Origin of the sequence: Flavobacterium hydrophilum, from assembly GCF_003202405.1 — a bacterium.
Classification (GTDB): domain Bacteria; phylum Bacteroidota; class Bacteroidia; order Flavobacteriales; family Flavobacteriaceae; genus Flavobacterium; species Flavobacterium hydrophilum.
Genome location: NZ_QJHL01000001.1, coordinates 1,807,710 through 1,832,517, shown reverse-complemented (window position 1 = coordinate 1,832,517; position 24,808 = coordinate 1,807,710). Strand labels below are relative to the sequence as shown.

Below are 24,808 nucleotides of genomic sequence, written 5' to 3'. Positions count from 1 at the left end.
TATTTCTTCCACTATCAAATCTTTAACAATTAACCAATTACTTTTTAATTAACCAGTTTTCTACCGCTTTAGAAAAATCTGCAACATCAATGGGGTGTCTGCTGGTGATGATGTTTCTGTCTGTTACAACAGATTGTTCTAGTACTGTTCCGCCGGCGTTTTTTAAGTCCACCTGAATGTTCCAGTATCCGGTTAATTTTCTTCCTTTCAAAATATCGGCAGAAGCCAAAACAACGGGAGCATGGCAAATGGCGGCAATCAATTTTCCTGCTTTGTTAAAATCCTGAATAAATTTGATGACATCTTTATCATAACGAAGATTATCCGGATTCCAGGCGCCACCGGGAATAAATACTGCATCATAATCGCTTACTTTGATCTGATCTGCAGTATGATCAAATTTTAACCAGCCCACTGGCTGTAAATACTGAATTGCCATAACATGTGTATTAGCCATTTCAGGAAAAACGAGTCCGTATCTTTCCGGTGCAGGATTGAATTTTGGAGCAACGATTTCTACCTCTGCACCTAATTCTCTAAAATACCAAACAGGACCTGTTAATTCGATTTCTTCAAAACCATCTGCAACCAAAACGGCTATTTTTTTTCCTTTTAGAAGTGATTTGTTTTTTACCGGAGTAAAGAAAAAAGCTTTTAATGCTTCGTTTCCGGGAGCTTTCAATAATTTTGTTACCGGCATATTAACAACTGCAGACTGAGTTGATAATTGATTTACAATGTCCAGTTCATTGGCATAATTTACATTCATTTCTTTTGTTTTTACTATTGTTTGACTTTCTACGTTTGCTGTGGTAAATAATGTAATAATACCTGCAGCAATAATTTTAATTGTTTTCATTTTTAAAATTTTTAATTGATACTAATTATTTTTACTAATTTTTTCATTCACGAAAAAGCGGCGAAAATTCGATTAAGTTGTGGATTGCATCTTGAAACGGTGGCTTTTTTATACTTGTATTTAAGTAATCAAGCACGGGCTGAATGGGCGGAAAATGGAGATGATATTGAAAAGCATCGTTACTTCTGAATTTTTCAAAAGTCACAAACTGTGTTTTATCATCAACAAACTGTGATAATTGATAGGTAACTACTCCGGATTCACTTCTAAATTCCGGCATCGCTTTATGATAAATCGTTTTGAAACTTTCTTCGGTTCCGGCCTTTGCATCTATAAAAAGCATAATCGTTAACTGATGCTCTTTTTTCTTACTGGTTTTACGCCATTGTTCTTTAGAAAGAGGTTCTAAATCGTTGATATCAATTACTTTTTCAGGCCTTATCAATGACGTTTTTGCTAAAGCTTTTATCATTTTTGATAATGGATTCTTTCTGAGTTTTTCGAACGCGGTTTGATTTTTCCAACGTTCGAATAACCAGATTACATTTTGATTTTCCTGTTCAAAATAAGCTTCAGACATAATGTTATTTTCATCTGAAAGAGATTTTAAAACATAATTACTTATGGCTTTTTTGAAATTCTCCTGATCCTCTTTTTTGACTTCGTAACATGTAATCCTGGAAACAGGTGTTTTATTTTGAGATGTCGCCAATGAGCTCGTGAATAGAATCAAAGCTGCAAAACCTATTAAATTTCTTGTTGTCATAACTTTTAATTTTTATTTGTTTTTTTGAATACAAAAATTCCCAAATAATGAAAAAGTAAACCTATTGCCCACACCGTAGTCTGCCATGCTGGCCAGGGATAAGTTCTGTCTGTAAAGAACCATATTATCCAAATTGCCGGAATAGTGAATACAAATACTAATAAGTGAATTCTAAAACCTTTTGCCGGATTGTGATTAACTGTGTAATCATTTGCTAAATTTTTCATAATGTTGATTTTATTAATTGATAATTATTTAAGTTGTTTTCCTAATTCTTCTGTTTTTTTCAACCATTTATTTCTTAGTTTTTCAGTTGATTTTCTCATGCAGCCAAATGTTGAAAAGCGGATTGGGTCAAATCCTACGTAACCGAATATAATGTCTTTAAGGATTTGATATTGAGAGGCACGATAGATCAGATAAAACCACCATTTTGGAGTATCCATAGTGATGAGCAGTCTTAAACTTTTTCCTTTTAAAAGTTTTTCAGGGAAAATTTTTCCAGAATGATGTCTGAATGCAAAACCAGGCATAAAGATTCTGTCTATAAATCCTTTAGTGATAGCGGGCATGAATCCCCACCAATTAGGATAAGCCAAAACGATATGGTCTGCCCATGAGATCAATTCCTGAGAATGAATTAAATCTTCTTCGAGAGGTAAAGTTTGTTCTGTTTTATATCCGTCGGCAAGATTTACATTAAAATCCAGTTTAGAGATGTATAATGTTTTGCAGTTTGCTCCTGTAGTTTCAACTCCTTTTCTGTAAGCGTCTAACAATGCATTACAAAAAGAATTTTCAGAAGGATGTCCTAGTAGTAATAAGATATTCGTTTTCATTGCAATATGTTTTAATTTTACACTGCAAAGATTTTAAATAAAGGAAGGCTGTTCCTGACACAAATGTGTCAAAATTTTATTTATGAGCTAGTTTCTGGCGAATTCTGGTTAATGATTGTCTTTCGATGCCTAAAAAACTACAGAGTTGTGAAACGGATATTCGGTTAAATAGATCTGAATGACTTTTAATAAAATCAAGATAACGCTCTTCGGCAGTTTGAAATATAAAACTTTCAATACGAGCCTGTTGACGTTTTAGAATTTCTTCGGCAACTAATCGTCCATATTTTTCAAAGCCCGGCAAGTTTTTATATATCCATTGCAAATCAGCATAAGAAAGACAAACCATCGTAGTAGGTTCAAGACACTGAATAGAATATTTACTGGGCTGTTGTACCAAAAAAGAAGCATAATGTGTAGCATAATCACCTTCAGCATAAAAACCAACTGTGATTTCATTTCCGTTTTTGTCTGTAAAAGAAGAACGAACCAGACCTTCTGCGATAAAACCTATTGATTTTTGGACTTTTTCACACTGAAGAAAAAAGTCTTTTTTATTGAGCTCTTCAAAACTTAATTTTGAAGCAAACTGAGAAAGTTCATCATCACTTACCTGAGGACAAAGTTTCTTAACCGACTCTAAAAAAATCTTATTGTTTGATTCCATATTAGCTGCCTTCTGATAACTAAAATTAAAAAATATATTTTTTTAATTCGTACGTATTTAAGAATTGTATGTTGAAAATATATTTTTTTATGACTATGCTGATTGCTTTGCGTTAATTGGTATAGTTATATTTTAGGTTTGATATTGTATTTGACTGATGCCATTAGGCCGTAATATATATCAAATTGGTTACCGTTTGCAGGCAACAAATACTGTGCGAATATGCCTGATTTTGGACTTTTTATTTGATAGTGTGGCTTGGTTTAGTTCATTAAAACATTATGATTTGTGTTTGAAAATAAATATTTTTCTCTTTAATTATCATCTTTAATATTAATTTTTATTATGTATGGAAAAACAGGTATAAACCCTTATTGATGTGAAAACTACCTTAGTTATTTTTGAGAAGGTATAAAATGTAGCAAACATTCTAAAATTGAATAGATTGTTGAATGTTTATTTTGTGTATGAGCAAATTATGGGCAAGGCCTGGGTGATACTGTTAACCCTGAACTTTGTAAAATGAAATTGTTTTTTAACAACTAATAAACTAATAAAATGACAAAAGATGAACTTGATATTAAGCGATTTGAGTTAGAACACCAAGTTCAAATTGAAGAACTTGAACTCAAAAAAAAGGAACTTGATTTGAAAATTCAGGAACAAAGAAGTAAAACAATTTTCACTCCTGTGGTCATTTCAATTGTAGGAGGACTTATAACTTTGATCACTGGAATTGTTTTAAAGTATTATGACAATAAAGCTATTACAGAATTGGAAGATAAAAAATTTCAGTCAACTCTTTTATTAAAGGCAACAGAAGCAAAAAATTATGAAGAGTTCTCTGATATGCTGCTTGTGTTTCAGGATAATGGCTTACTCTCACTGGATTCTGCTAAAATTCTAAGTTTTAGAAGGAAAAGATTTATTGCCGACAAACTAAAAGTTGAAAATACTTTTGAGCAACTAAAACAACTAAAAAAGCAACAAATAAAAACCGATACAATAATAAAAACCGATGACACTTTTTACTGGACAATTGTGGCAGGTGGAGATGCAAATTTAAAAGGTGCAAAATTTGAACAGGCAAAATCTCTAAATAAAGGATTTAAAAATGTTGACATTTGGTATCGTCAAAATTCCTACAGAACATGTATTGGAAAATACTTAACCTATGAAAATGCTGTAAGTGCTTTGTTTGATGTTAAAGAACAAATAAACAACACTTCATATATTATCCGATTTGACAAATGGTGCAATAATTCAAAGTATGATAAGATAAACAATATCTATATATGTCAATGATAGCGGTTTATTGATTCGTTTTTCAATATTAAATTTCACAATATTTCAGAATTCTTTTTAAAAGCAAAATACGGCATCTTTTTGATATGAATTAACTATTTTATTTTAACAAATGTTTAATTAATTAGAATATTTAATAATTTAGGTATTTGTTAATGAAAAGTTATTTGTATATGTAAAAATTAATTTTTAATAATTATTGTTGTTTTATTTTGGTTATAATTTAAAATATATCTTATTTGTTTAGATAAGTTGTTCGTGGGAAAAATAAATAGTAATTTAATTTTGAAAAAAAAGTTCCACAATTACAATAATAATTGTTTATTATTGTAAAAAAAAACTTAGGATATTTATAATTGTTTTTTAGTTCCTCAATTTGATATCATTACTCAATTTAACAAATTCACATGCCTATGATTTAATCTTACTGTATTAAAATTGCTAAACCATCAGATTATGGATTTATTTTTTACAATAGTTTTTGTTATTGTATTTTTTATATCTGCGTTTATAATAAATAATCAACCTACAATGAAATATGGCAAAACGACTACCCAAACTACCTCGTTTACTGCAAAGTAAAATTTACAAAACCGGACAAACCAGAAGCGCGAATGATGATGTGATTTTTCAAAACAGAGCAAACAGAAATGGTACTGTTTTAATACCATTTGAATCAATTAATCTGTTTGATATTTCCGTTTTCGCTTCGAATAGGTTTGAAAGTGGTTTTATCGTTATAATTAGTCCTGAAGATTATTACACAAATCCTGAAACGCCAATTGTGATGAAAACCAATAAGTTAAAACTTGGCGTCAATGCCATCTTGTTTTATGAGACATGGGCACAATGGAATGAATTCAATCCTTACAAAAATAAGCTTACTGTAGCCGAAAAAAGAGCATCTCCTATAGACGGTCATTTTGTTGCAAGAATATTATCGTCACCTTTCAAAAACGAAGAAAAGATTATTCTTGGGTTTAATACAAGCAAATGTAAAGGTGCCGGAATCAGAGTTGCTGAATATGCCTCTCTTTTAACGATAAAATCCTGTCATTTACAATTAGAATATTTATTTTGGCTTTGTTATAATTCCAAAGAAGTAGCACTTAGTGCCGGAATGACTGAAAATGAGATTGAAAATCGAATGACAGTTATAAGCAACACTTGTAATAATCAAAAATTATCTAATACTGATCGACTTTACAAGACTCGAATTATTGATAATGCTAAAAATACAATTTGTCCCCTTTGTTTAAAAAAAATAAGCGCAGAAGCTTTTCTTCTTAACTTCTTTGAATCTGACGAGAAATCAGATGCCTATAAAGATATTGATCCGATAAACCTTTTTTATATTAATCAGCTTAAAATCGGAGAATTCAATCATTCTCCTTATAATTTGGCTTGGGGGCATCAAAACTGCAATATGATTTGTAAAGAAACGGGAGTAATCGAAACCATTAAATGGATGAAAGAAGTAGTGGTAAATACTATTATTTTCAACAAGGATTCATCCAATTAATTTTATAAAATATAAACCCGAATAGCGATTTAAAAAGTAGTCTTTTTGATTTATTTAAAAGTGTATTAAAAATATAAAACATCAAAAAATGGAAATAATTAGCGTCTTAAGAAAAAATTACTTAGAAAATTATAGTGGTTTTCCAAAAGAAATTTGGATTTTAACATTAATAACCTTCATAAACAGAACAGGAACAATGGTTATTCCATTTCTCTCAAAATACATGAGAGAGAATTTGCATTTTGAATATAATCAGATTGGTTGGGTTATGGTTTGTTTTGGTGTTGGTTCTTTTATTGGTACCTGGTTAAGTGGAGTGTTATCTGATAAAATTGGATTTTATAAAGTAATGATAGTCAGTCTTTTTGGGAGCGGACTAATCTTCTTTATGCTACAATATACAACATCATTTGAAGGATTTTGTATTTCAATTCTGCTATTAACAACTATTGCAGATATGTTCAGACCGGCAATGTTGGTGTCTTTAAATACATATACCCGAAAAGAAAACAAAACAAGGGCGTTGGCTTTGGTGAGGGCAGCAACAAGCCTGGGCTTTTTATTTGGCCCTCCTTTAGGTGGTGTTATAATTATATTAATAGGTTATAAATATCTCTTTTATGTAGATGCAGCAACATGTATTCTGGCAGTTTTAGTTTTTGTTCTTTTAGTGAAAGAAAGAAAGCTTCCTTTTAAACTCAAAACAAATAACATTGGAGTAGATAAATATGCAATATTAAAAGATAAAACTTTTCTAACCCATATGTTCGTTTCGCTTATAACAGGCATTATGTATTTTCAGGTATTTACTACACTAACCCTGTATCACAAAGAACAGTTTAATTTATCAGAAGTAAGCAGTGGTTTACTTTTAAGTTTTAGCGGTATACTAACATTGCTGTTTGAATTACCTATAGTTAATTATGTAGAAAAAAAGAAAATGAATAAGCTGAATGTTATCATGGTTGGTTTATCATTTATGGTACTTAGTTATGTTCTATTGTTATTGAATGACAATTGGTATGGAATATTGTACTTAATGATGTTTTTTATGACACTTGGGGTAATGTTAACTTTTCCTTTTTCAAATTCATTTGCAATGACCAGATCACATAATAAGCAGGAGGGAAGATACATGTCAGTTTTTACAATGAGCTTCAGTCTTGCACATGTTCTAAGCGCTAAGACAGGTTTAGAAATTGTTGCCTATGCAAGTTACAGGGCAGACTTCATATTTATGAGTTTAATAGGCTTATTGGCAATTTCGCTTTGTTATTGGTTGGTAAAAATAGTTGAAAAAGAAAAAATTGAAACTAAAATAAAAATCGTCCAATCTATTTTTGTTGATAAAAGCAAAAAATGATATTTTCTTTGGTACAAAAGAATTTGATTTATTTAATGCCAGAATAAAAATGAAATACTCATAGCGATCAAAAAAAATATATAAGATGAAAAAATATATAGCACTAAAAGCCATAATTATTTTTATTTTTTTAATTTCTCCGAGTTTAATTTCACAAGAGCTTTATGCCGGAATTGAGATAGGAAGCAAGGGAGTAAAAATGTCGGTAATAAACGTCCAAAACATTAAAAAAGGAAAATACGAAGTAGTAAATTTTTGGACAGAAAATGTTGCTATTGCAAAGGGGATAGCCCTTGATGGTAAATTAGCTGCAAATGATATTGACACCACTTTTAATGTGGTGGTGAAAAATTACACCAAATTACTTAAGGAATACAAAATTGAAGAAAAAAATATTTTTATTGTAGTATCCTCTGGGGTTGGAATGGCAAAAAATATAGATATATTACTTCAAAGATTATATGTATTTACCAACGTTAATGTAACAATAATTTCCTCTGAAACAGAAGCGAAGCTATTGTTAAAAGGATGTATTCCGCCAAAAGAATATTCAGATTCTTTAATTCTTGATATAGGCGGAGGAAATACTAAGGGAGGATATGTGATGGAATTAGATGATGAAGATATTTTGAAATTTTATCCCATAACATTAGATTTAGGAACTGTAACTTTTACAGAGGGAATAAACAAAAAAGGCAAAGCCGATTCGATTACTGAATTTAATGAATTATTGTCTAAAGAGATGCCTGAATTAAGAGAAAAAATAGATTTATTATATCTGCAAAGCCCGCAAATTTTTAGCAAAGAAAAAATATACATGTCCGGAGGATCAGTTTGGGCATTTTACACACTTTATAAAGGAAACGGTGCAGTAGCTAATTTTAGTCCATTTGAGATTAAGGATGTTCAGGCTTACGATACAATGATAAAGACTGATTATGCAAAATTTGAAGCGTTAGCATCACAAAATAAGGATGTTGAGAAAGTATTGAAAACCTATTCCCAAAAGCACCTAATTGCAACAAATTCACTATTACTGACTTTATTAGAAAAAATACCCGATGCAAAATCTAAAAAAATCTATTTCACAAAGCAGGGACAAATGGCATGGTTGCTTTCCTATATTGCTGATTCTGCAAAAAGAGCAAAAAACATCCATTAAAATCAACTTATTTTTAAATAATAGATAGATAAAAGAATCATCCAAATTAGTAAAAAGTATTGTAGATAATAATTTAGGATTATCTTAAAAATAAAAAACAGTAATCGTTCAGATTACTGTTTTTTTTGATATGATTAGAGGATAATCTAAACGATTCTTTTGATAACATAAAATCAAAATTCTTTCAAATCCAAATAATTGGACAGTTTAGTTTTTAATCCTAAAATCCGGTTTTCTTTTCATCGATGTGCTGGCAAATAGCAAATCATTTTTAACTTTTATAAAATCTATACCAAATTGATTACTTTGATACCAATTACTGATAAGGAAATTGAAATCTTTATTTTTAGTTATTCCAATAATTTTGGTGTCATTTATGAGTAAATCTTTTAAAACTATCTGATCTAAATATTCATTAGAAATTGGAACTCCATCTGCAAATATAATAAGGTGACTAAATCCTGATATTACTGAATTAGTTAATGTTAAAAAGGCGTTTTCCTGAATTAATATTGCTTCGTGTTTAAGACTTTCAATTTCAGGGCCAATGTCTTCAGTATGCATCATTGTGATATTGGTAGCATTTATACGGGTCATTTCTTTTTTACTGCTTAAAACCTCTCCTTTTCTTGTGTCGACAGTCTCCACTTCAAAACATCGGGACCCGTAGCTATCCGATAAAAACGGGCTTCTAATTGCAATAGCGTTAGAGATATTACATTGAACACCCTGAGTAAAATCAAAGTCATCATCTGCTGACCTAAAGGATACCAGATGACTGGTATTTACGTATCCTCCGTAGAACTGAAAGGAATCTTCATCAGATGAAGTAACCTGTATATATTCTAATTTCGTTTTACTCCCAACGCCAGCTAATGATAATCCATTAATAGGTTTATTTGCACTTGTTCTTTTACCTGAAAATTCAATTCGGACATATTTTAAAATGCCAGAATCGCTGTCATTGTTTTCTCCGCCATAAAGTGATTTTTGTGTATCAAGATCAAATTCTAAAAAACCAATTCCTCCGGTTTTGTTTATCGGTGCATCTCCTAAAATAATAATGCCTCCCCAGTCCCCAGGGTTTCTGTCTCCAGAGCTTTTATTTGATGTGAAAACAATCGGGTCAGTTTCTGTACCCTCTGCTATGATTTTGGCGCCTTTTGTAATTACCAGTTGGGTCAAAACATGAGTATCACATCTTATCAGTGTGCCTGCCTGAATTGTCAGAGTTACATTTGGAGCGACATAAACTGTACCAACTAACACATAAACAGTTTCTTTTTTTAATTCCGTGTCCGAAGTAATCATACCATTTATTATTATGGAGCCATCGTTATAACTGGTAGTTTTGGGATTGAAATTTGTCCATCTGTTCAACCAATTGGTATCACCACTAATACCTTTGGTATTCTGTGCTTTAACCAGTATCGTGAAAGTAAAAAATACGAGTAACAGTAATTCCTTTTTCATAACTTCTTTTTTTAAAATTTATTTAAAAAAAAAGGCTAACCATTAAAAGTCAGCCATTTTACAATTTCAAAGCAATCATAGTTTTGAAGCAATTTCTTTTTTATACTTATTAAGAATTGATTTGGTCATTCCTAAGTTAGCTTTAGTTGAATCAACTGCAAGGTAAATCATATACAAGTTATTATCAGAAACATCAATAATATGAATCTGAGATGTTAAAGTAATCATGATATCCGATACAACCTGGTTTTTTAATCCTAAAGCACTGACAGCATTCATTTTTGCTTTGACAACCTCAAGGTTGAATGCAGATGCTAATTCAGGATCAAAATCGGAAACTGCAGAAAGCGAATAGTATGACATTCCACTTTGAATTTCTGCAATTGAAACTGCGATAAAACCAGGTACATTTTTTTCAAGATCTTCTCCAAATTGTTTTAAAAAGTCTGACATAGCTCTTAGGTATTAAATTGTTTTTAATTGTTTAACTACATTGTTTACTTTACAAATATATTTTTAAATATATTTTGTATTATTTCTTTTATAAATTTATTTTTTTTGTTTTTGTTCTTTTTTTTTAAAGAATATTTTTTTTTTACAGTTTATTGTTTTAAGTTGTTGATATTTAGTGTCTTGTGTTTTGCTATTTTGCAACCATTAAGTGGTGATTTTTACAGATACTTAAAGCGCTTGCTTGTGAGTTGTAAAATTCTGTAAGTGAGATTTTTATGTTTTTTTTATTTTGCCATATAATGGTATTATAGTTTGTGTTTTTATTAGCTTTATTTATTTAATCTTCTTATAATGTGATATTTATGTGTTTTGGGTCTATTTCTTACCCAATTGATGGTTATTTTTATAATCCATTTAAAGTGCAGGTGGAATTATAAACATAATAAAATATGGAAAAACAAAAATATATTTGTCAACTTTGCAGGAAAACAAGAGTTTAAAATTACCTGTATCGAGCTTATAATTATCATATTAAGGAAAGTATCACTCAATTAACAAAGGTTTATAGATAAGAAATGTTGTCGGTACTATGATCTTTAATATATCCGACCCTGAATTTGGTGTCCTTACCATTGTTGGGTTGCCACTTATGCAAAAAGCAGTGTGCCACGATTTTGCCATAAAACTAAAATTATTGAGTTTTTTGGGATTACTTCTACTATATAAATTATTTCAATAATATAAAAATGGCGCCAATTGTCTTCAATTGACGCCATTTGACGGTAGTGACAGGAACAGGACAAATTTCAACATCTTTTATGGATGATTTGAAGAAATTGGCTTATTTTCAAGTTGATTTGTAAGGTAATTATTTTAAATTTTTAATCTGAAGTGGTTTGTACGTATCGTAGAGGTTAAATTTTTAAAATCAGTTATTTACTAAATATATAATTTTGTCATGAATGTTTTTTGATATAAAATTTTATTTGTACTTAATATTGATACTAATAATATCAGAAGTCATGTTGGTGGTTCTTGTATAATGTCCGTAACGAATCTCTAAGGTATTCCAGTGCTTAAGACCAAAGATTCCATTAAGCGGAGTGAATTTCATTCCCATTCCAAAGAAACTACTGTCAAATTTTGATAAATCATAATTACTGGTGTAATATTCATCAGCGGCAGTATGTTCTCCGTGTGGTTTAAAATATTTCGTTCCTGTCTGGGTATAATACCTGTAAAATGGACTCACTGAAAATGCCTGTGTTAATTTAACCGGAATTTCAAGGTCGGCAGTATGTGCTTTAAGACTCCAGTCATCGTTATAATATCTGTAATAGGTGCGAATAATTATATTGTCTCCAAAAAAATAACTTGCTCTGATTCCCAGTGGAATTTTAAGTCTGGTATCAGGCATTTTTTCCTGATGAACAGAACCATCTTCAAAATAAACTCTGTGAAAAGGAAGGCTTAAATAGCCCTTTTGACTAATAACATCTCCTACAAGCATGATCTGTAGATTTTTATTTATAACCTGAGAATAACTCAAAGTTCCTGCAAAAGTATTACGGTTTGCGCTATCGTTGCCTTCCTGGCCTGGTGGTCTGAGCTCGACTGGCATAATTAGTTTCAATTGATCTATGAATGTCTGGAATTTGGCTGTAAATTCACCATTTCTGTCTTTTGTTTTTTGTGAAAAGCTGATATTTCCCCCAAAAGACTGGTAATCAAATTCGGTCGATGATGAAACTCCAATTCCAAGGGTTCTTCCTTTTTCTTCATTTTCTCTCAAATAAGTTAATGAAGGGTAGAATCGATTGTCTGAAGATGAAGCTGATGAGTTTGCACTCAAATCAATCATATCTGATGATGCCGAAGTATAATGATCAATACCAGCTTCAATATCAAAAGTATGTCTGATTCCAGTTTCACCGTATTTTACCAGTTTAACATCTATGGTATTTGCAATATCTGTTAAATGTTCAGAACCAATTCCTCCGGTAACCGCAGAATTATTTCCATCCTGTTTATAATAACTGGACACCAGATTTACCTCTTCCAAATTTAATTTTTTACTTTTATAACTGGTAGAATCAGTAGGGACATTTTGCGCTCTTGTCTGAAACATTGCCAGTAAAGCAAGCCCTGTAATGAATATTCTTTTCATTTTTTGATTGTGTAAAAATTAGTTACAACCGCAGCCACCGCCGCTTTTTCCTGAATTAGCCCCGGAAGCTCCTTCGCGGTAGGATTGAAAACTGAGCTCGGTTTTTTCGATTTTTCTATTAGAAAGAACCATTTCAGAATCATTGATTTTTCCTTTTTGGTATTCCTTAACAGAAGTGCATGAGGTAAGTAGAATGCCTGTAAAAGCAATACTGCATAGGAACACGAGATTTTTTTGCTTTGGCTTTTTCATTTCAGGTTAATGTTTTTAGAAGTGTAAATTTTATTGTCGTCGTCGATGATAATACAATATAAATCCGGTATTTGATTTATTAAAAACAAGCCGGCTTTAATGCCCATAACAGCAATTGGTGTTGCCATTGCATCTGCAAATTCTGCATTTGAAGCAATGATGGTCACGCTTTTTATTCCGGTTATTGGCAATCCTGTTTTTGGGTCAATAGTATGCGAATATTTTTTGCCGTTAATGGTTACGAACTTTTCATAATTACCCGATGTTGCCACAGCCTTATTTGAGATTTCCATATAAGAGAATGCTGCATTTGGCGAATCAGGATCTGCCACGCCAATGGTCCATTTTTTACCGTTGGGCTGTAATCCCCAAGCCGAAAGATCTCCACTGGCATTAATAATACCGCTCTGAACATTATTTTTAAGTAGTACTTGTTTTGCCATTTCGGCTGCATATCCTTTTCCGATACCACCAAAACCAATTCGCATTCCTTTTTTTTTCAACAATACAGTTGCATTTTCTTTGTCCAGGATTATATTTCTATAATCAATAAGGTGGACCATCTTTTTTGCTGTGAGTGTGTCAGGAAGACTTGTCATTTTTTTATCAAAATTCCAAAGGCTCTTATCGATACTTCCGTAAGAAATATCAAATGCTCCTTGCGTAATTCTCGAAATCCCGATAGATCTTTCGATAAGATTAAAAACTTCCAGATCTACTTTGACAGGCTTAATTCCAGCATTTTCATTAATCAGATTGGTCTGGCTGTTATTTTTATAAGTAGTCAACAATTTTTCAATTCGTCTGATTTCTTCAATAGCGAGGTTGATATTCTCATTTCCTGTGTTCTCGTTCTGGGTTACAACTGTAATGGTAAAGTTGTTTCCCATGAGTTTTAGGGATTGTGAATATTTTTGGTTTTCAGATATGTTATTTTCGGCTCTCACAGATCGCTTTTATTTCGGCTGTCCATTCGTCGGGAGTAGTTTCTGGTTTCCCATGCCAGGTTTTGATAACTTTGCCATCCGAATCCAGAAGAAGGGTAAGAGGAAAACTTCCTTCTTTATTATAAATTTCGGCTAAATCCTCGTTTCGTTTTACTTGCTCAGGAGTTCCAATATTTTTCTTTTTTCTCGGAAAATCAGCATTGACCAGTACTAAATTTTCATTTGCCATAGCAGTGAATGTTTGACTCTCGAGATAGTCTCTTCGCGTCAAGATACAAGGCCCACACCAGTCAGAACCGGAGAAGTTCAAGAGGATTAATTCGTGTTTTTCTTTTGCAATTTTTTTTGCATTATTGAAGTCAGGTTCCCAATTTATAGGAAGCACTGCTAATAATAGAAACAATGAAATTAGTTTCATCTTCCGGATTTGTTTTAGATGTATACGAAATAACGAATATTTGCTGATCTTATTTTTTTTACTTGCTTAAGATTAGATTAATTATTATTAGACAAAATCCTTAATGGGACTTCGAACATAAATCTCAAATAAAACAACTTTAAGGCTGTTTGCCTCAAACAGACTAAGAATTCCTTGTAAAAATCGAACCATAAAATGTTAGTTCGTAAAGGCTTGAAAAATCTGCATAATTGTGTATAAAAAAAGAGACAACTGTTAATTAATTGTCTCCTTAAGTGACCTAGACTGGACAAATTTCTATACATTTTATGGAGGATTTGAAGATTGGCTTACCATATGTAGTGCCTGTCTTCCCTTGGCTTTATCAATTTGTTTTGGATGTCTTGTTGAGGATTAATATAAAAATTGCCTTCTAAACATTAATACACTTGTTAAAATAATAACCTCCTAAAATCATTTTCTTTTATAGTTTTTTTATTCAATACTTTATTGTCATTATTTTTTGATTTCTATATCTGGTTCCGGAGATCCTGTAAACAAATATTTGTCACGAAGAAATGCTGTTATCCAAATAAGAGACAATGGTACGGCCGGATTGAGCATTGAACCATCATGTGATAATTCTGTTGCCATTGCTCCGGCAAAATAGCACGAAAGCAGGATAAAACCCATGCGCATGGTATTGGGGAATACAAATAATACAGCAAAAGTCATTTCCATCAAACCAAGTATTGTCGCTGCATTAGGCAGATTGAATTTCACAAGCCCGTTAACAGACCAAGGGAGCTGAATGGCTTTCATAAGACCGCTTAAAACTAACACAGCAGTAGTCAATATCAGAAGAGAGATTGTAAGATATTTTTTTGTTTTCATTGATTACGTAATGAGATTAATTATTAAGTTGTCTAACTTCTATAATAATAAAATGACCTATACGATTCTTTATCAGCCATTTTCCATTATGATTTATATATTGATCCTCATATTTAACGCTGTAGTCTGAAAGAATATCTTTTCCTTCGATTTCTCTAATCATTTTTAATTGAGAGAAAGAAATGCCTGTAGCAATATCTCCATCGATTTCTACTTTATGCTGTCCATTCAATGTAAAGTAAGTTTTTACATGACCGGCATGCTGATTAAATTCTTTTTCCATGTTTTCTCTTTGCGAAACCGAGGAAACTAAATTACCATTCATATTAAACTTTATAGGTAACATCTGGAGTAAATAAATCCATTACCTGTGAGATTTTTTTCTCGTCACCTAAAATAGCGTAGTCATCTATTAGGCTTCTTAATTCTTCTTTTACTCTTAAATTTTCTAATGTCATGATTTTTTTTAAAAAATTATTAAGCAAAATTACAGTACATTTGATTACAATTTGTTAGTAGTTACTAAAAGGTTAGTAAGTTGTAAAATGATAGTTATGTCGAAAACAGAAGAAAAGAAGATAGAAAACAAGGAATTTACTGAAGAGTGCAATACTGTACTTATGGCAGTTTCTGATGCATTGTATGCAATTGGAGGAAAATGGAAATTGATGATTATAATTGCAATGGAGAGAGGAAATAAAAGATTTACAGAAATTCAAAGACAGGTTACTGGTATTTCTGCAAGGGTTCTTTCGAGTGAGCTTAAAGAATTAGAGCAAAACGGTTTTATAATTAAAAAAGTAGCAGTTGGATATCCCGTAAGTATCGAATAGAACTTCTTCCTTACAGCCAAACTTTAGAAGAAGTTGTAGGAGCCATGACAAAATGGGGTATACAACATAGAGAAAAAATACGAAATGTAAGTTAAACCTAATAAATGCAACGAAAAAGAAAGAGAATTTAATTGAACTCCCAGCTGTTATTTAAGCGTCCACATTAGATGCTAACAAATTTCCACATTAAAATTAAATGGGAAGTTTGTATGTTTAAATCATTTTGTAAATTGGCTGCATAATTTTCGGGTTGCTGATTTTTTTCGGCTTTACATGGCAGATGCGACAGAACCATTTCAAATATATTTTGAGCTTTTATATTTCAAAACAGTCCACAAATGATTTCAAATTCTCCAGTAAAAAAAATGAATTTTGTCCTGCAAAAGATACAAAGCCAAACAGATATATTTTATATAGCTGGGCTTTTTTGATTTATATTAAAAAATGTAGTCTAATATTTCTCCATTTATTATTTGCATAGTTATAAAGTCAATTGAACTGATTTTTATTAAAATAGCTTCAGGATGATATACTTCTGTTTTGGTCTACTTAAAAAAATTCAGTCTCTAAATAAACTCAGCAAAAGAAGCAGGTTCAATAACGTTTTAGAATCTGCAATGATAACTTCATCAGATAACATATCTTTTACTTTAGAACGGACAGCTGTAAGAGCAACATAAGTTCGATTATAAACCGTTTTTTCATCAACATCAAAGTAGGAAGCTGTTTCCTTAATAGAATGCTGTTCCTCCCAACGATATACAAATATTTCACGGGTCAACTTAGGCAGGCTTTCCAAAATTTCATCAATTAGTGTGTGGATTTCTTTTTCTTCTATTTCCTCCAGGATATGGGTGTAGGCTAGTGTATATTCAATATTGTTAATTTGTCTCTCTGAATCCACTGCCTTTTCTTTTTGGTTAGGGTTTCGCAGATAATCTAAAATACGATAAGTATAAAAGGAAAGAAGGAAATTCTTGGCTGAACCCGCATCATTTGTTCTTATGTTTTGAGGCTTCAGCCAGACATTAGACCAAAAATCTTGTCCTACATCATTAGAGGCATCGGTACTTCCAATCCGATTTAAAGCAAATTTGTGTAACAAGAAAGAATATCTTTTATAAAATTCATTAAAAGCTTTTTCATCCCTATCAGCAATGGCTTCCAAAAGCTCTTTGTCAGACTTTTCCATAATAAATGAAGTTTATTACAAATGTATTTTTTAAATTATAAGCTAGGGTTATCGAATTATTATTTTTTTTTAATACTCAAAATTTGAATAAAAATAGTTAATACAAACTAGCTGACAATGCGTAATGATCTAGTAATGAAAGGAGTAATGTTTTGATAACAAACTCATAATAAATACTTAATGCTTTTTTTTAAGAAAAAAGACCTTTTCAATACGGTCATACATAGAAGCGATTACTGTTTACCGGGAATTAGTAAAATTTATGAAAAAAGATAAAAAATATTTCGAAGACAATCAATCTGCAAAGCTATGGGTTGTAGAATTATTTGCCCGCTATTTTAATGGCAAGGCTACCGAAAAGGAAAAAAAGGCAATAGAAAACTGGAACTCCGAAGCAGGGAGTACAACTTATAAAGTGACAGTCGAAGAGATTCAAAAAGGGTGTGAAACAGTATGGCAAAGGTTGTCAGCTGAATTTGGTTTTGAGTTGACTCAGGAAAAGCCAATGATTGTCAGAAAATCAAAAGTGATACAATTACAAAATTATGCCAAATATGCTGCTGCTGTAGTCTTAATAGCTTTAGGAACTGGATTTTATTTTTATAATAACCAAACAAGCCAGAGTTCTAAGCGGCCTGTTCAAATTGCAATGGACTATTTTGAATCTGGTGCCGGCGAAAAAAAACAGATGACATTACCGGACGGTTCAGTAGTGTATCTGAATAATGATACCCGTATTGGAATTGCAACGGCTTCTTTTAATAAAGAGAAAAGGGAAATATGGCTTGAAGAAGGGGAAGCCTTTTTTGAAGTGGCAAAAAATCCTGAAAAACCTTTTATCATTCATAGTATAGGTTTACAAACTACCGTATTAGGAACTTCGTTCAATATCAAAGCCTATAAAGAATTAGAAGAAAGTTCTGTATCAGTACGAGATGGAAAAGTACAAGTGATGCATCAAAGCAATTTGTTAGGCGTATTCACTAAAAACCAGCAAATTACATTTAACAAGACAACTGGAAGTACTGTAAAAAGTGAAGTCAACTGGGAAGATGCCGCATCCTGGATGGAAAACCGACTGGTAATGAACGGTGCCAATGCTAAAGAGTTCAAACTGCGATTAAAACAACATTTCAATGTATCAGTTGAAATTAAAAACAATAAACTCGACGGAAAATTACTCAGTTGCTCTTACCCCAGTGATGTTAGTCTGAAAGAAGTTATGGAAGGTATTAGCTTATTGTATAACGTTAAGTATGATCTCAGCCAATCAGGCAAAGTAATTATCTATTAAAATTTCGAAAACATAAAAACGTAAAATTACCAAAAATCAACAAACACACAATGCACAAACGTTACCTTATAGTGGTTATACTACTACAAATTTTTACAATTAGCACTTTACAGGCACAAACCTTAAATAAAGAATTTCCTGCTGAAACATTAGACAAGCGACTTACAAAAATGACACAAGAAAGCAAAATAAATATCCTTTTTGATTTGAATGTGGTAAAAGGAGTGAATATCCCTGCCTACAAAGCAAAAAATCAAACATGGGAACAAATTTTACAGTCTACTCTATCCTCAACAAACTTCACCTTTAAAAAGAGTGGGAGTTCCTATATTATTGTCAAAAAGGGAGCCCCTGTAAAAAAGCAGCAGCCGGGAAGCATTAAAGGAACTGTTACAGACAGTCAGGGCGTACCGCTTCCCGGCGCAAGTATACAAATAACAGGAGTAACAAACCTAACAACTATATCTGGTAATGATGGTACTTATTCATTTTCATTACAATCTGGCACATATACCCTGGAAGCAAGGTATATTTCGTTTCAAACACAACGAATTACCAATCTGGTCGTAACCGAAAATAACACGACCTCTTTAAACATTGCTTTAAAAGACAACGCTGACCAATCTTTAAGTGAAGTAGTAGTAACCAGCACTTACAAAAAGACAGCTGCTTCTACAGATGGATTATTTAGACAGCAACAAAAAGCGGCTCAAATGAGCGATGGTATTTCTGCTGAGCAAATAGCAAAAACACCTGATAGTGATGTGGCAGCTTCACTTAAACGTATTACGGGAGTAACAACAATAGCGGACAAATTTGTGGTGGTACGCTCCCTGGGAGAGCGATGGAATACGGCGGTGATGGACGGAATAATATTGCCGAGTACGGATTACAACAACCAATTCTCTTTCGATATAATTCCAACGGCAATGGTAGAAAGCGTAGTGGTAAGCAAAACAGCTACACCCGATATGAATGCCAGTTTTGCTGGTGGTTATATAGAAGTAAAAACAAAAGATATTCCGAACAAAGATTTTTTCTCTTTCAATTGGGGGTCTTCTTATAATAACATAGCTACTTTTAAGCCATTCCTTTCCCGACAACAAGGCAAAAACGATTATTTTGGATATGATGATGGTACAAGGGATTTTCCGCAAGGACTTGAATATTCAGATTTTAATACTGGGAATTTCTTTGAGCAATCCAAACGGTTTACTAATGATAATTTTACCACATACAAAACTACAGGTGACCCTGGTTCGAGTTTTCAACTGGCTTTTGGTAAAAAATTCGAGTTAAAAAATGGTAACAAATGGGGCTTTGCCGGAGCAGTAAGTTCTAAATACGAACAAACCATTTTAGATATAGACCATACTGCGCGTTCGAACTGGATGTATAATGCCATTCGAACAGATGATATTACTCCAACACGTTTTTTTGATTACAAAAACAAAGGAGCTAGTTATACAACTAGTTCAACAGTAGCAGGAATGCTGAATTTTGGGCTACAGTTGGGAACAAACAGGTTTTCTTTCCGTAATTCCTATACCCATACAGCAGATATTAGCCTTACAGAGATAACGGGTTGGAATGAACAAAGCGATTTCGCTTCAGATGATTCATACTATTATTTTTATACTGGAGTATTACCGGAAGGAACGAGTCTCGAATCGATTGCTTTACCCAGAACCACGCAATACAACTACCCTGTGTATCAGCAATTGTTACAGAATAAACTGGAAGGAAATCATAAACTGGGAAATACGACAGATTTAAATTGGTTTGCAGCACGTACAGCAGTTGAATATGATATGAAAGATTTCACATCCAATATAAAATATTACGGAATTTCTGGAAACGAAATGTATGCATATTACAGGATCTATAATCCAAGTACACCGATTGTCAGACAAAATATCGACAACGATTCAGAGGATTATAATTTCGGGGCAAATATCGCCTTTCAACTCAATAAAGAGCATTTTAAAAATACCATTAAGGCAGGATATTTTGGTGCTTTGAGAGAGAATACGAATCAACAGACTGCTGCAAGCCTGATAGTAGATGAAAACCGTCCCAATATTCCTGTTAGTGAAAGAAATATTTTACAGTTTTATTCGTTAGCCGATCTGCTCGATGGTACCCATTATGAGCCAGGACAAGTAGGCTGGTCTGTAAAGAGTTTTTATGGCGGAAAATACCACGGTAAAATTAGCCAGCACGCTCCTTTCATGATGTTTGATCAGCGTATAAACACCCAATGGAGGCTGTTATGGGGAGCAAGGGCAGAATACTACAAATACGAACTGCTGCAAACGCAACGGGAGAATCCTGTAGAGGATGGCTTTGATGAGAAGCAGTTAGACGACAAACTGTGGGAGTTTTTGCCTTCGGTAAATTTTACTTATAGTCCCAATACCAAAATGAATATGAGATTGGCATATAGCCGAGCCGTGATTAGACCATCGTTTCAGGAACGCACCGCTATTCCCTTTTATGATCCCATTGCTTCGGCAAGAATAATTAATGCCAGCGGCGTACTATCTAGTATTGTGAATAATTATGATTTTAAGTGGGAATGGTTTCCGGGACTCGGTGAGATACTCTCTTTTGGAGTTTACCATAAGAAATTTATAAACCCTATTGAACGTCTGGGTTATAGATCTCCTGAAGGAGGCCTGGAGTTATATGTTGTAAATTCCAAACAGGCCATTTTAACTGGTTTTGAAGCCGAAATACGAAAAAGCTTTGGTTTTATAGGACAAAACCCTTTTTTGGATAAGTTTTTTGTGAGTGCCAACTTTACCTTTAACGATACCAAAGTTACAGGATACATAGACCGATTTGGGAATTATGGGCAGGCAGATGCCCCAACCTATAAGGCCAATAGACCCTTGTATGGGCAAACGCCTTGGGCATACAATATAGGATTTGCTTATGATGGGGAACGCCTTGGGCTTAATATTGTTCAGAATGCCAAAGGTGACCAATATATTACAGTGGGTCATGATTATATGGATGAAGAAATTCAGCGGCCATACAGTACTACCGATGCACAATTGAGTTATCGTTTCCTGAAAGATAAAAACTTTCAGGTAAAATTTAATATAAAAAACCTGTTTAATATACCAATAGAAACTTATAATAATTACCTGAGCTATATGACCGTCAATCCTAGATGGGAGGGTACTGAAGGTAATAATCTGGCGCCGAGAGATCGATATGTACTATCACCGGGAACATCAAAAAAATACGATAAAGATACAGATGAACTAATGTTCAGGGCTTATAGAGGAACAACTTTTAGTTTAAATATAAATTATAGTTTTTAGAAGGATCATATTTAACCTTGTTACGCTGAAACTGTTTCAGATGCATACAAAGACAGTACTTATTTTGGGTAAATATCAGTAGAAAAGTGAATAACAATGAAAATTCAGAATTAATATAATGCGCCATTGTACAGGTTTTTCCGCATCCTGACGGGCTGTAATCCAAAAAATTATCGGTGAGTGCACCATCGGTAATCCCAAGGGTACAGTAGAAAAAACGGAACCTTTCCAGAATCGCTCAGGCTGGCAAGGGAAGAAGGAAGAGACGCTTTGCAGAGTCCTGCCTCTGGCAATGCAAAGTGAAAAAGCATAACCAGGTAACGGGGATACAGAGGCGAGTATCCTTTAAACAGTAAAACGATCCGGATTAAAAACAAAACAACCGGATTAATAATTCTAAACAATTAATATTATGAGAAATTTATTTTTTGTGGCTCTTGTAGCACTATCGCTTACAGCCTGTAGTGAGAATGAAGCTGGATCAGCTGCGGATTCGTTTGGTATTCAATCAGCTTCTGCTGAGTATTCAGCCGCTTGTTCTAAACCCGTGCAAACAGTTTCCGGAAACATTACTGCTTCTACAACCTGGACCGCAGATAAAATCTGGGAAATTGATGGAATTGTAAATGTACTAAACGGTGTAACTCTTACTATTGAGGCAGGAACCTACATCAAAGGAGGCGTACCTAACGGCACTGCACCTACTGGTATATTGGTGATACAAAAAGGAGGTAAACTAAATGCCAACGGAACTGCTACGGCTCCTGTAGTATTTACCAGCTACAATCTTTTGGATTGTGATGATGATACTACAGCTAGTCCTGGAGATTTCGGAGGGGTTATCCTTTTAGGGAAAGCACAGGTGAATACAGGGACAGATTCCAATGTTATCGAAGGGCTTACAGATCAATCTAATCCTTCTCAATATTACTATGGTTCTACTACTACAACCAATAATACTGATAACTCAGGATCATTAACTTATGTACGCATCGAGTTTGCAGGAAGAGTATTGCCTACAGATCCTATTACTGGTAATGGCAATGAAATCAACGGATTAACACTGGGAGGAGTTGGTTCTGGTACTACCATAGATCACGTTCAGGTATCTTTCGGTAAAGATGATTCATTCGAATGGTTTGGTGGTACAGTAAATGCTACCAATTTAGTTTCGTATGCATCAGATGATGACAATTTCGATTTTGACAACGGTTATGTTGGTACTATTACCTGTGCCTTAGCATTAGCGAATTACAGCTCAACTCACAGTTTAAGTGGTACAAGCCCAGATTCAAACGGGATTGAGTTGGACAACAATGCATCTGGATCAGGAGCTACACCTTTTACACATCCGGTAATTAGTAATTTAACTATTGTAGGAGCTAAAAGCAGTACAAATGGTGCTTTGTATGAAAATGCCATTCACGTAAGAAGAAATGGTAGATTAACTTTAAACGATGCGGCAGTTACGGGTTATCCAGTAGGGATTTTGAATGAAACAGTGGGTGGTGCTGCTGTGAATTCAGCACACCTTAACTTCACAAGTGTAAGTGCTCACGGCTTTACGTATGCTACAGCTTCAAGAATAGGCAGCACTACAGCAGCACTTAGCATCTCTGGTGTAACAGCCACTTCTACATCAAACCCTGCAGCTGTTTGGGGAATGACTCAGCCATTCTTTAATGAAGGATCATGGAATGTTTCTCCAAGAAACTGTGGGGATTTTAATGGAACCTGGACTAATTATTCGTTTTAATTTACCGTTTAAATTTTAACCTGAAAACGGGCGGCTGCAAAATACCGCCTGTTTTCTTTTATATTTTACAAGTATGAAAAATTTATTACTCTTTACAGCTTTATTAATATTTGGTGTTAGTAACGCCCAATTTATAGTATGGGAAACCACCTTTGACACTCCAGAAGAAAGAGCCGGGTGGACATTTTATGACGGAAACAATAACAATAATACCTGGACTATAGGAAAACACGTCGTTCGTAAAGCCGCAACTCCAAATATGTATGAGGAAGTATCGCCCGATAACGTTTTAAGATACAGTCGCTATATACCGAATGTTGTTGGCGGTCCTGCAAATTTAAAGGCCGATTATAACAACGATATAGAAGACTGGGTCATTTCTCCTGAAATTGATTTAACAGCAGCGTCTGGAGACATTATTTTGGCAGCTATGATAGGCAGAGTAAGTACTTATAATACTACTTCTACAGCTAATAATACTGACAAAAGTGTTTTTGTTTATGTAAGTACACCCTTAAAACCTGTTCCTGATGTAACCGATTTTAAAGCGCTACGTACCGATATTACAGCAGCTTATGCTAATGGTAATATAAGTGTTATTCCTAAAATACTTAAAATTACCAATGCTGATTATATTGCGGCAGGCAACACATTATTCGCTCAGGCAACGGCAGACCTTTCCCAGTATGCAGGACAGAAAATCTATATCGGATTCTGGCAGAACAATACTGTTGTAAACAACCCAGCGGCAATCTCTAGTAATCCATTTAAGGATACCAATTCATCTGCTACCTTCCAAATAGATGAGATACAGGTTTTTGCATCAGCGCTTTTAGGTCTTGAGGATGTAAACGCACCTAAAATTGTTACCCAGCTAGTTCAAAATCCTGTAGTTTCTACTTTGCAGTTACAATTAAACCCTGTTTTTGAACCAACCACAACTTTTGTTAAAGTATATAATATGGCAGGGCAAGAAGTATTGGCTACAGCCTATAAAGACCAGATAGAGGTATCGGTTTTGGCATCCGGAACTTATATTGTGCATATAACAAACGGTACGGTGGTAGAAAAGTTGAAGTTCATCAAAAAATAAATAATAAATATTCGTTTGGTACCGGCGAAATAGAAAACTTCAAAAAATTCCCGCTGCTGTTCGTTTAGCTTCGGGAAACTAAAACATTTCGAAAGAAATTAAGAATAAAAACAAAATACTTATGAAATGAGCATGACCTAAAATTGGTCGCAATTGAAAATCATCGAATACCAAAATAAAATATTAACCGATGAGATAAACACCAATGAAGATATGCGAATTACATATGACCTATAAAAAAC

The 24,808-nt window shown here is 33.3% G+C and carries 24 protein-coding genes; 9 read left to right on the top strand and 15 right to left on the bottom strand.

Going from position 1 to position 24,808, the window contains the following annotated elements; genetic code table 11:
- Positions 1-37: 37 nt before the first annotated feature.
- The 5 genes from DMB68_RS07055 to DMB68_RS07035 form a co-directional block, all read right to left on the bottom strand.
- Positions 38-859, bottom strand: coding sequence for a DJ-1/PfpI/YhbO family deglycase/protease (locus DMB68_RS07055; RefSeq protein WP_110345903.1), 822 nt, complete (start codon positions 857-859; stop codon positions 38-40).
- A 43-nt stretch (positions 860-902) separates the two neighbouring features.
- The gene (locus tag DMB68_RS07050) at positions 903-1,625 is read right to left on the bottom strand and encodes a putative quinol monooxygenase (protein ID WP_110345902.1); all 723 of its coding nucleotides are present in this window, start codon (positions 1,623-1,625) and stop codon (positions 903-905) included.
- 5 nt (positions 1,626-1,630) lie between these two features.
- Positions 1,631-1,852 (bottom strand): 2TM domain-containing protein, encoded by a 222-nt coding sequence (locus tag DMB68_RS07045; protein ID WP_110345901.1) that lies wholly within the window; start codon positions 1,850-1,852, stop codon positions 1,631-1,633.
- Positions 1,853-1,876: 24 nt separating this feature from the next.
- Positions 1,877-2,464: an NAD(P)H-dependent oxidoreductase gene (locus tag DMB68_RS07040; RefSeq protein ID WP_110345900.1), complete on the bottom strand. Its 588-nt coding sequence runs from the start codon at positions 2,462-2,464 to the stop codon at positions 1,877-1,879.
- 76 nt (positions 2,465-2,540) lie between these two features.
- Complete coding sequence (locus tag DMB68_RS07035) at positions 2,541-3,131, bottom strand: Crp/Fnr family transcriptional regulator (RefSeq protein ID WP_110345899.1); 591 nt, start codon at positions 3,129-3,131, stop codon at positions 2,541-2,543.
- 558 nt (positions 3,132-3,689) lie between these two features.
- On the opposite strand from DMB68_RS07035, the gene DMB68_RS07030 reads away from it, so the two are divergent.
- From DMB68_RS07030 to DMB68_RS07015, 4 genes are all read left to right on the top strand, one after another.
- Positions 3,690-4,436, top strand: a complete 747-nt coding sequence (locus DMB68_RS07030) for a hypothetical protein (RefSeq protein WP_110345898.1) — start codon at positions 3,690-3,692, stop codon at positions 4,434-4,436.
- 538 nt (positions 4,437-4,974) lie between these two features.
- Entirely contained in the window at positions 4,975-5,958 is a 984-nt protein-coding gene (locus DMB68_RS07025) for a BstXI family restriction endonuclease (protein WP_110345897.1), read from the top strand.
- An 88-nt stretch (positions 5,959-6,046) separates the two neighbouring features.
- The gene (locus DMB68_RS07020) at positions 6,047-7,321 is read left to right on the top strand and encodes an MFS transporter (RefSeq protein ID WP_110345896.1); all 1,275 of its coding nucleotides are present in this window, start codon (positions 6,047-6,049) and stop codon (positions 7,319-7,321) included.
- Positions 7,322-7,406: 85 nt separating this feature from the next.
- Positions 7,407-8,483 (top strand): Ppx/GppA phosphatase family protein, encoded by a 1,077-nt coding sequence (locus DMB68_RS07015; RefSeq protein WP_110345895.1) that lies wholly within the window; start codon positions 7,407-7,409, stop codon positions 8,481-8,483.
- Positions 8,484-8,690: 207 nt separating this feature from the next.
- On the opposite strand, the gene DMB68_RS07010 is transcribed toward DMB68_RS07015, so the two are convergent.
- From DMB68_RS07010 to DMB68_RS23620, 9 genes are all read right to left on the bottom strand, one after another.
- Positions 8,691-9,956: a hypothetical protein gene (locus tag DMB68_RS07010; RefSeq protein WP_110345894.1), complete on the bottom strand. Its 1,266-nt coding sequence runs from the start codon at positions 9,954-9,956 to the stop codon at positions 8,691-8,693.
- Between the two features lie 75 nt (positions 9,957-10,031).
- Complete coding sequence (locus DMB68_RS07005) at positions 10,032-10,409, bottom strand: hypothetical protein (protein WP_110345893.1); 378 nt, start codon at positions 10,407-10,409, stop codon at positions 10,032-10,034.
- A 982-nt stretch (positions 10,410-11,391) separates the two neighbouring features.
- The gene (locus DMB68_RS06995; protein WP_110345891.1) at positions 11,392-12,576 is read right to left on the bottom strand and encodes a DUF3570 domain-containing protein; all 1,185 of its coding nucleotides are present in this window, start codon (positions 12,574-12,576) and stop codon (positions 11,392-11,394) included.
- A gap of 18 nt (positions 12,577-12,594) precedes the next feature.
- Positions 12,595-12,828, bottom strand: a complete 234-nt coding sequence (locus tag DMB68_RS06990; protein WP_110345890.1) for a DUF4266 domain-containing protein — start codon at positions 12,826-12,828, stop codon at positions 12,595-12,597.
- Positions 12,825-13,718 (bottom strand): FAD:protein FMN transferase, encoded by an 894-nt coding sequence (locus tag DMB68_RS06985; protein WP_110345889.1) that lies wholly within the window; start codon positions 13,716-13,718, stop codon positions 12,825-12,827. The genes DMB68_RS06990 and DMB68_RS06985 overlap by 4 nt, the downstream gene beginning before the upstream one ends.
- A gap of 40 nt (positions 13,719-13,758) precedes the next feature.
- Positions 13,759-14,193, bottom strand: a complete 435-nt coding sequence (locus DMB68_RS06980; RefSeq protein WP_110345888.1) for a thioredoxin family protein — start codon at positions 14,191-14,193, stop codon at positions 13,759-13,761.
- A gap of 495 nt (positions 14,194-14,688) precedes the next feature.
- Positions 14,689-15,066 (bottom strand): DoxX family protein, encoded by a 378-nt coding sequence (locus DMB68_RS06975; protein WP_110345887.1) that lies wholly within the window; start codon positions 15,064-15,066, stop codon positions 14,689-14,691.
- 16 nt (positions 15,067-15,082) lie between these two features.
- Entirely contained in the window at positions 15,083-15,391 is a 309-nt protein-coding gene (locus tag DMB68_RS06970; protein WP_196783689.1) for a nuclear transport factor 2 family protein, read from the bottom strand.
- A 1-nt stretch (position 15,392) separates the two neighbouring features.
- Positions 15,393-15,524: a nuclear transport factor 2 family protein gene (locus DMB68_RS23620; protein WP_231131599.1), complete on the bottom strand. Its 132-nt coding sequence runs from the start codon at positions 15,522-15,524 to the stop codon at positions 15,393-15,395.
- A gap of 96 nt (positions 15,525-15,620) precedes the next feature.
- Between DMB68_RS23620 and DMB68_RS06965 the strand changes: the two genes are divergently transcribed.
- The gene (locus DMB68_RS06965) at positions 15,621-15,899 is read left to right on the top strand and encodes a winged helix-turn-helix transcriptional regulator (RefSeq protein WP_231131597.1); all 279 of its coding nucleotides are present in this window, start codon (positions 15,621-15,623) and stop codon (positions 15,897-15,899) included.
- A 559-nt stretch (positions 15,900-16,458) separates the two neighbouring features.
- On the opposite strand, the gene DMB68_RS06960 is transcribed toward DMB68_RS06965, so the two are convergent.
- Positions 16,459-17,091, bottom strand: a complete 633-nt coding sequence (locus tag DMB68_RS06960) for an RNA polymerase sigma factor (protein WP_110345886.1) — start codon at positions 17,089-17,091, stop codon at positions 16,459-16,461.
- Between the two features lie 262 nt (positions 17,092-17,353).
- Between DMB68_RS06960 and DMB68_RS06955 the strand changes: the two genes are divergently transcribed.
- The 4 genes from DMB68_RS06955 (at position 17,354) to DMB68_RS06940 (ending at position 24,566) form a co-directional block, all read left to right on the top strand.
- Positions 17,354-18,385: a FecR family protein gene (locus DMB68_RS06955; protein WP_110345885.1), complete on the top strand. Its 1,032-nt coding sequence runs from the start codon at positions 17,354-17,356 to the stop codon at positions 18,383-18,385.
- A 50-nt stretch (positions 18,386-18,435) separates the two neighbouring features.
- Entirely contained in the window at positions 18,436-21,717 is a 3,282-nt protein-coding gene (locus DMB68_RS06950; protein WP_124019400.1) for a TonB-dependent receptor domain-containing protein, read from the top strand.
- 412 nt (positions 21,718-22,129) lie between these two features.
- Positions 22,130-23,473, top strand: a complete 1,344-nt coding sequence (locus DMB68_RS06945) for a hypothetical protein (protein ID WP_110345884.1) — start codon at positions 22,130-22,132, stop codon at positions 23,471-23,473.
- A gap of 73 nt (positions 23,474-23,546) precedes the next feature.
- Positions 23,547-24,566 carry a T9SS type A sorting domain-containing protein gene (locus DMB68_RS06940; RefSeq protein WP_110345883.1) on the top strand — a complete coding sequence of 340 codons (1,020 nt, stop codon included), beginning with the start codon at positions 23,547-23,549 and terminating at the stop codon, positions 24,564-24,566.
- Positions 24,567-24,808: the final 242 nt, after the last annotated feature.

What these genes read in the sequence shown, in the direction of transcription:
- DMB68_RS06965 (WP_231131597.1), top strand. Translation starts at nt 15,621, where the DNA reads ATGTCGAAAACAGAAGAAAAGAAGATAGAAAACAAGGAATTTACTGAA.
- DMB68_RS06995 (WP_110345891.1), bottom strand. Translation starts at nt 12,576, where the DNA reads ATGAAAAGAATATTCATTACAGGGCTTGCTTTACTGGCAATGTTTCAG.
- DMB68_RS06940 (WP_110345883.1), top strand. Translation starts at nt 23,547, where the DNA reads ATGAAAAATTTATTACTCTTTACAGCTTTATTAATATTTGGTGTTAGT.
- DMB68_RS07045 (WP_110345901.1), bottom strand. Translation starts at nt 1,852, where the DNA reads ATGAAAAATTTAGCAAATGATTACACAGTTAATCACAATCCGGCAAAA.
- DMB68_RS06950 (WP_124019400.1), top strand. Translation starts at nt 18,436, where the DNA reads ATGCACAAACGTTACCTTATAGTGGTTATACTACTACAAATTTTTACA.
- DMB68_RS07055 (WP_110345903.1), bottom strand. Translation starts at nt 859, where the DNA reads ATGAAAACAATTAAAATTATTGCTGCAGGTATTATTACATTATTTACC.
- DMB68_RS07040 (WP_110345900.1), bottom strand. Translation starts at nt 2,464, where the DNA reads ATGAAAACGAATATCTTATTACTACTAGGACATCCTTCTGAAAATTCT.
- DMB68_RS07005 (WP_110345893.1), bottom strand. Translation starts at nt 10,409, where the DNA reads ATGTCAGACTTTTTAAAACAATTTGGAGAAGATCTTGAAAAAAATGTA.
- DMB68_RS06990 (WP_110345890.1), bottom strand. Translation starts at nt 12,828, where the DNA reads ATGAAAAAGCCAAAGCAAAAAAATCTCGTGTTCCTATGCAGTATTGCT.
- DMB68_RS07025 (WP_110345897.1), top strand. Translation starts at nt 4,975, where the DNA reads ATGGCAAAACGACTACCCAAACTACCTCGTTTACTGCAAAGTAAAATT.
- DMB68_RS06970 (WP_196783689.1), bottom strand. Translation starts at nt 15,391, where the DNA reads ATGAATGGTAATTTAGTTTCCTCGGTTTCGCAAAGAGAAAACATGGAA.
- DMB68_RS07015 (WP_110345895.1), top strand. Translation starts at nt 7,407, where the DNA reads ATGAAAAAATATATAGCACTAAAAGCCATAATTATTTTTATTTTTTTA.
- DMB68_RS07030 (WP_110345898.1), top strand. Translation starts at nt 3,690, where the DNA reads ATGACAAAAGATGAACTTGATATTAAGCGATTTGAGTTAGAACACCAA.
- DMB68_RS07035 (WP_110345899.1), bottom strand. Translation starts at nt 3,131, where the DNA reads ATGGAATCAAACAATAAGATTTTTTTAGAGTCGGTTAAGAAACTTTGT.
- DMB68_RS06985 (WP_110345889.1), bottom strand. Translation starts at nt 13,718, where the DNA reads ATGGGAAACAACTTTACCATTACAGTTGTAACCCAGAACGAGAACACA.
- DMB68_RS06960 (WP_110345886.1), bottom strand. Translation starts at nt 17,091, where the DNA reads ATGGAAAAGTCTGACAAAGAGCTTTTGGAAGCCATTGCTGATAGGGAT.
- DMB68_RS06980 (WP_110345888.1), bottom strand. Translation starts at nt 14,193, where the DNA reads ATGAAACTAATTTCATTGTTTCTATTATTAGCAGTGCTTCCTATAAAT.
- DMB68_RS06975 (WP_110345887.1), bottom strand. Translation starts at nt 15,066, where the DNA reads ATGAAAACAAAAAAATATCTTACAATCTCTCTTCTGATATTGACTACT.
- DMB68_RS06955 (WP_110345885.1), top strand. Translation starts at nt 17,354, where the DNA reads ATGAAAAAAGATAAAAAATATTTCGAAGACAATCAATCTGCAAAGCTA.
- DMB68_RS07010 (WP_110345894.1), bottom strand. Translation starts at nt 9,956, where the DNA reads ATGAAAAAGGAATTACTGTTACTCGTATTTTTTACTTTCACGATACTG.
- DMB68_RS07050 (WP_110345902.1), bottom strand. Translation starts at nt 1,625, where the DNA reads ATGACAACAAGAAATTTAATAGGTTTTGCAGCTTTGATTCTATTCACG.
- DMB68_RS07020 (WP_110345896.1), top strand. Translation starts at nt 6,047, where the DNA reads ATGGAAATAATTAGCGTCTTAAGAAAAAATTACTTAGAAAATTATAGT.
- DMB68_RS23620 (WP_231131599.1), bottom strand. Translation starts at nt 15,524, where the DNA reads ATGACATTAGAAAATTTAAGAGTAAAAGAAGAATTAAGAAGCCTAATA.
- DMB68_RS06945 (WP_110345884.1), top strand. Translation starts at nt 22,130, where the DNA reads ATGAGAAATTTATTTTTTGTGGCTCTTGTAGCACTATCGCTTACAGCC.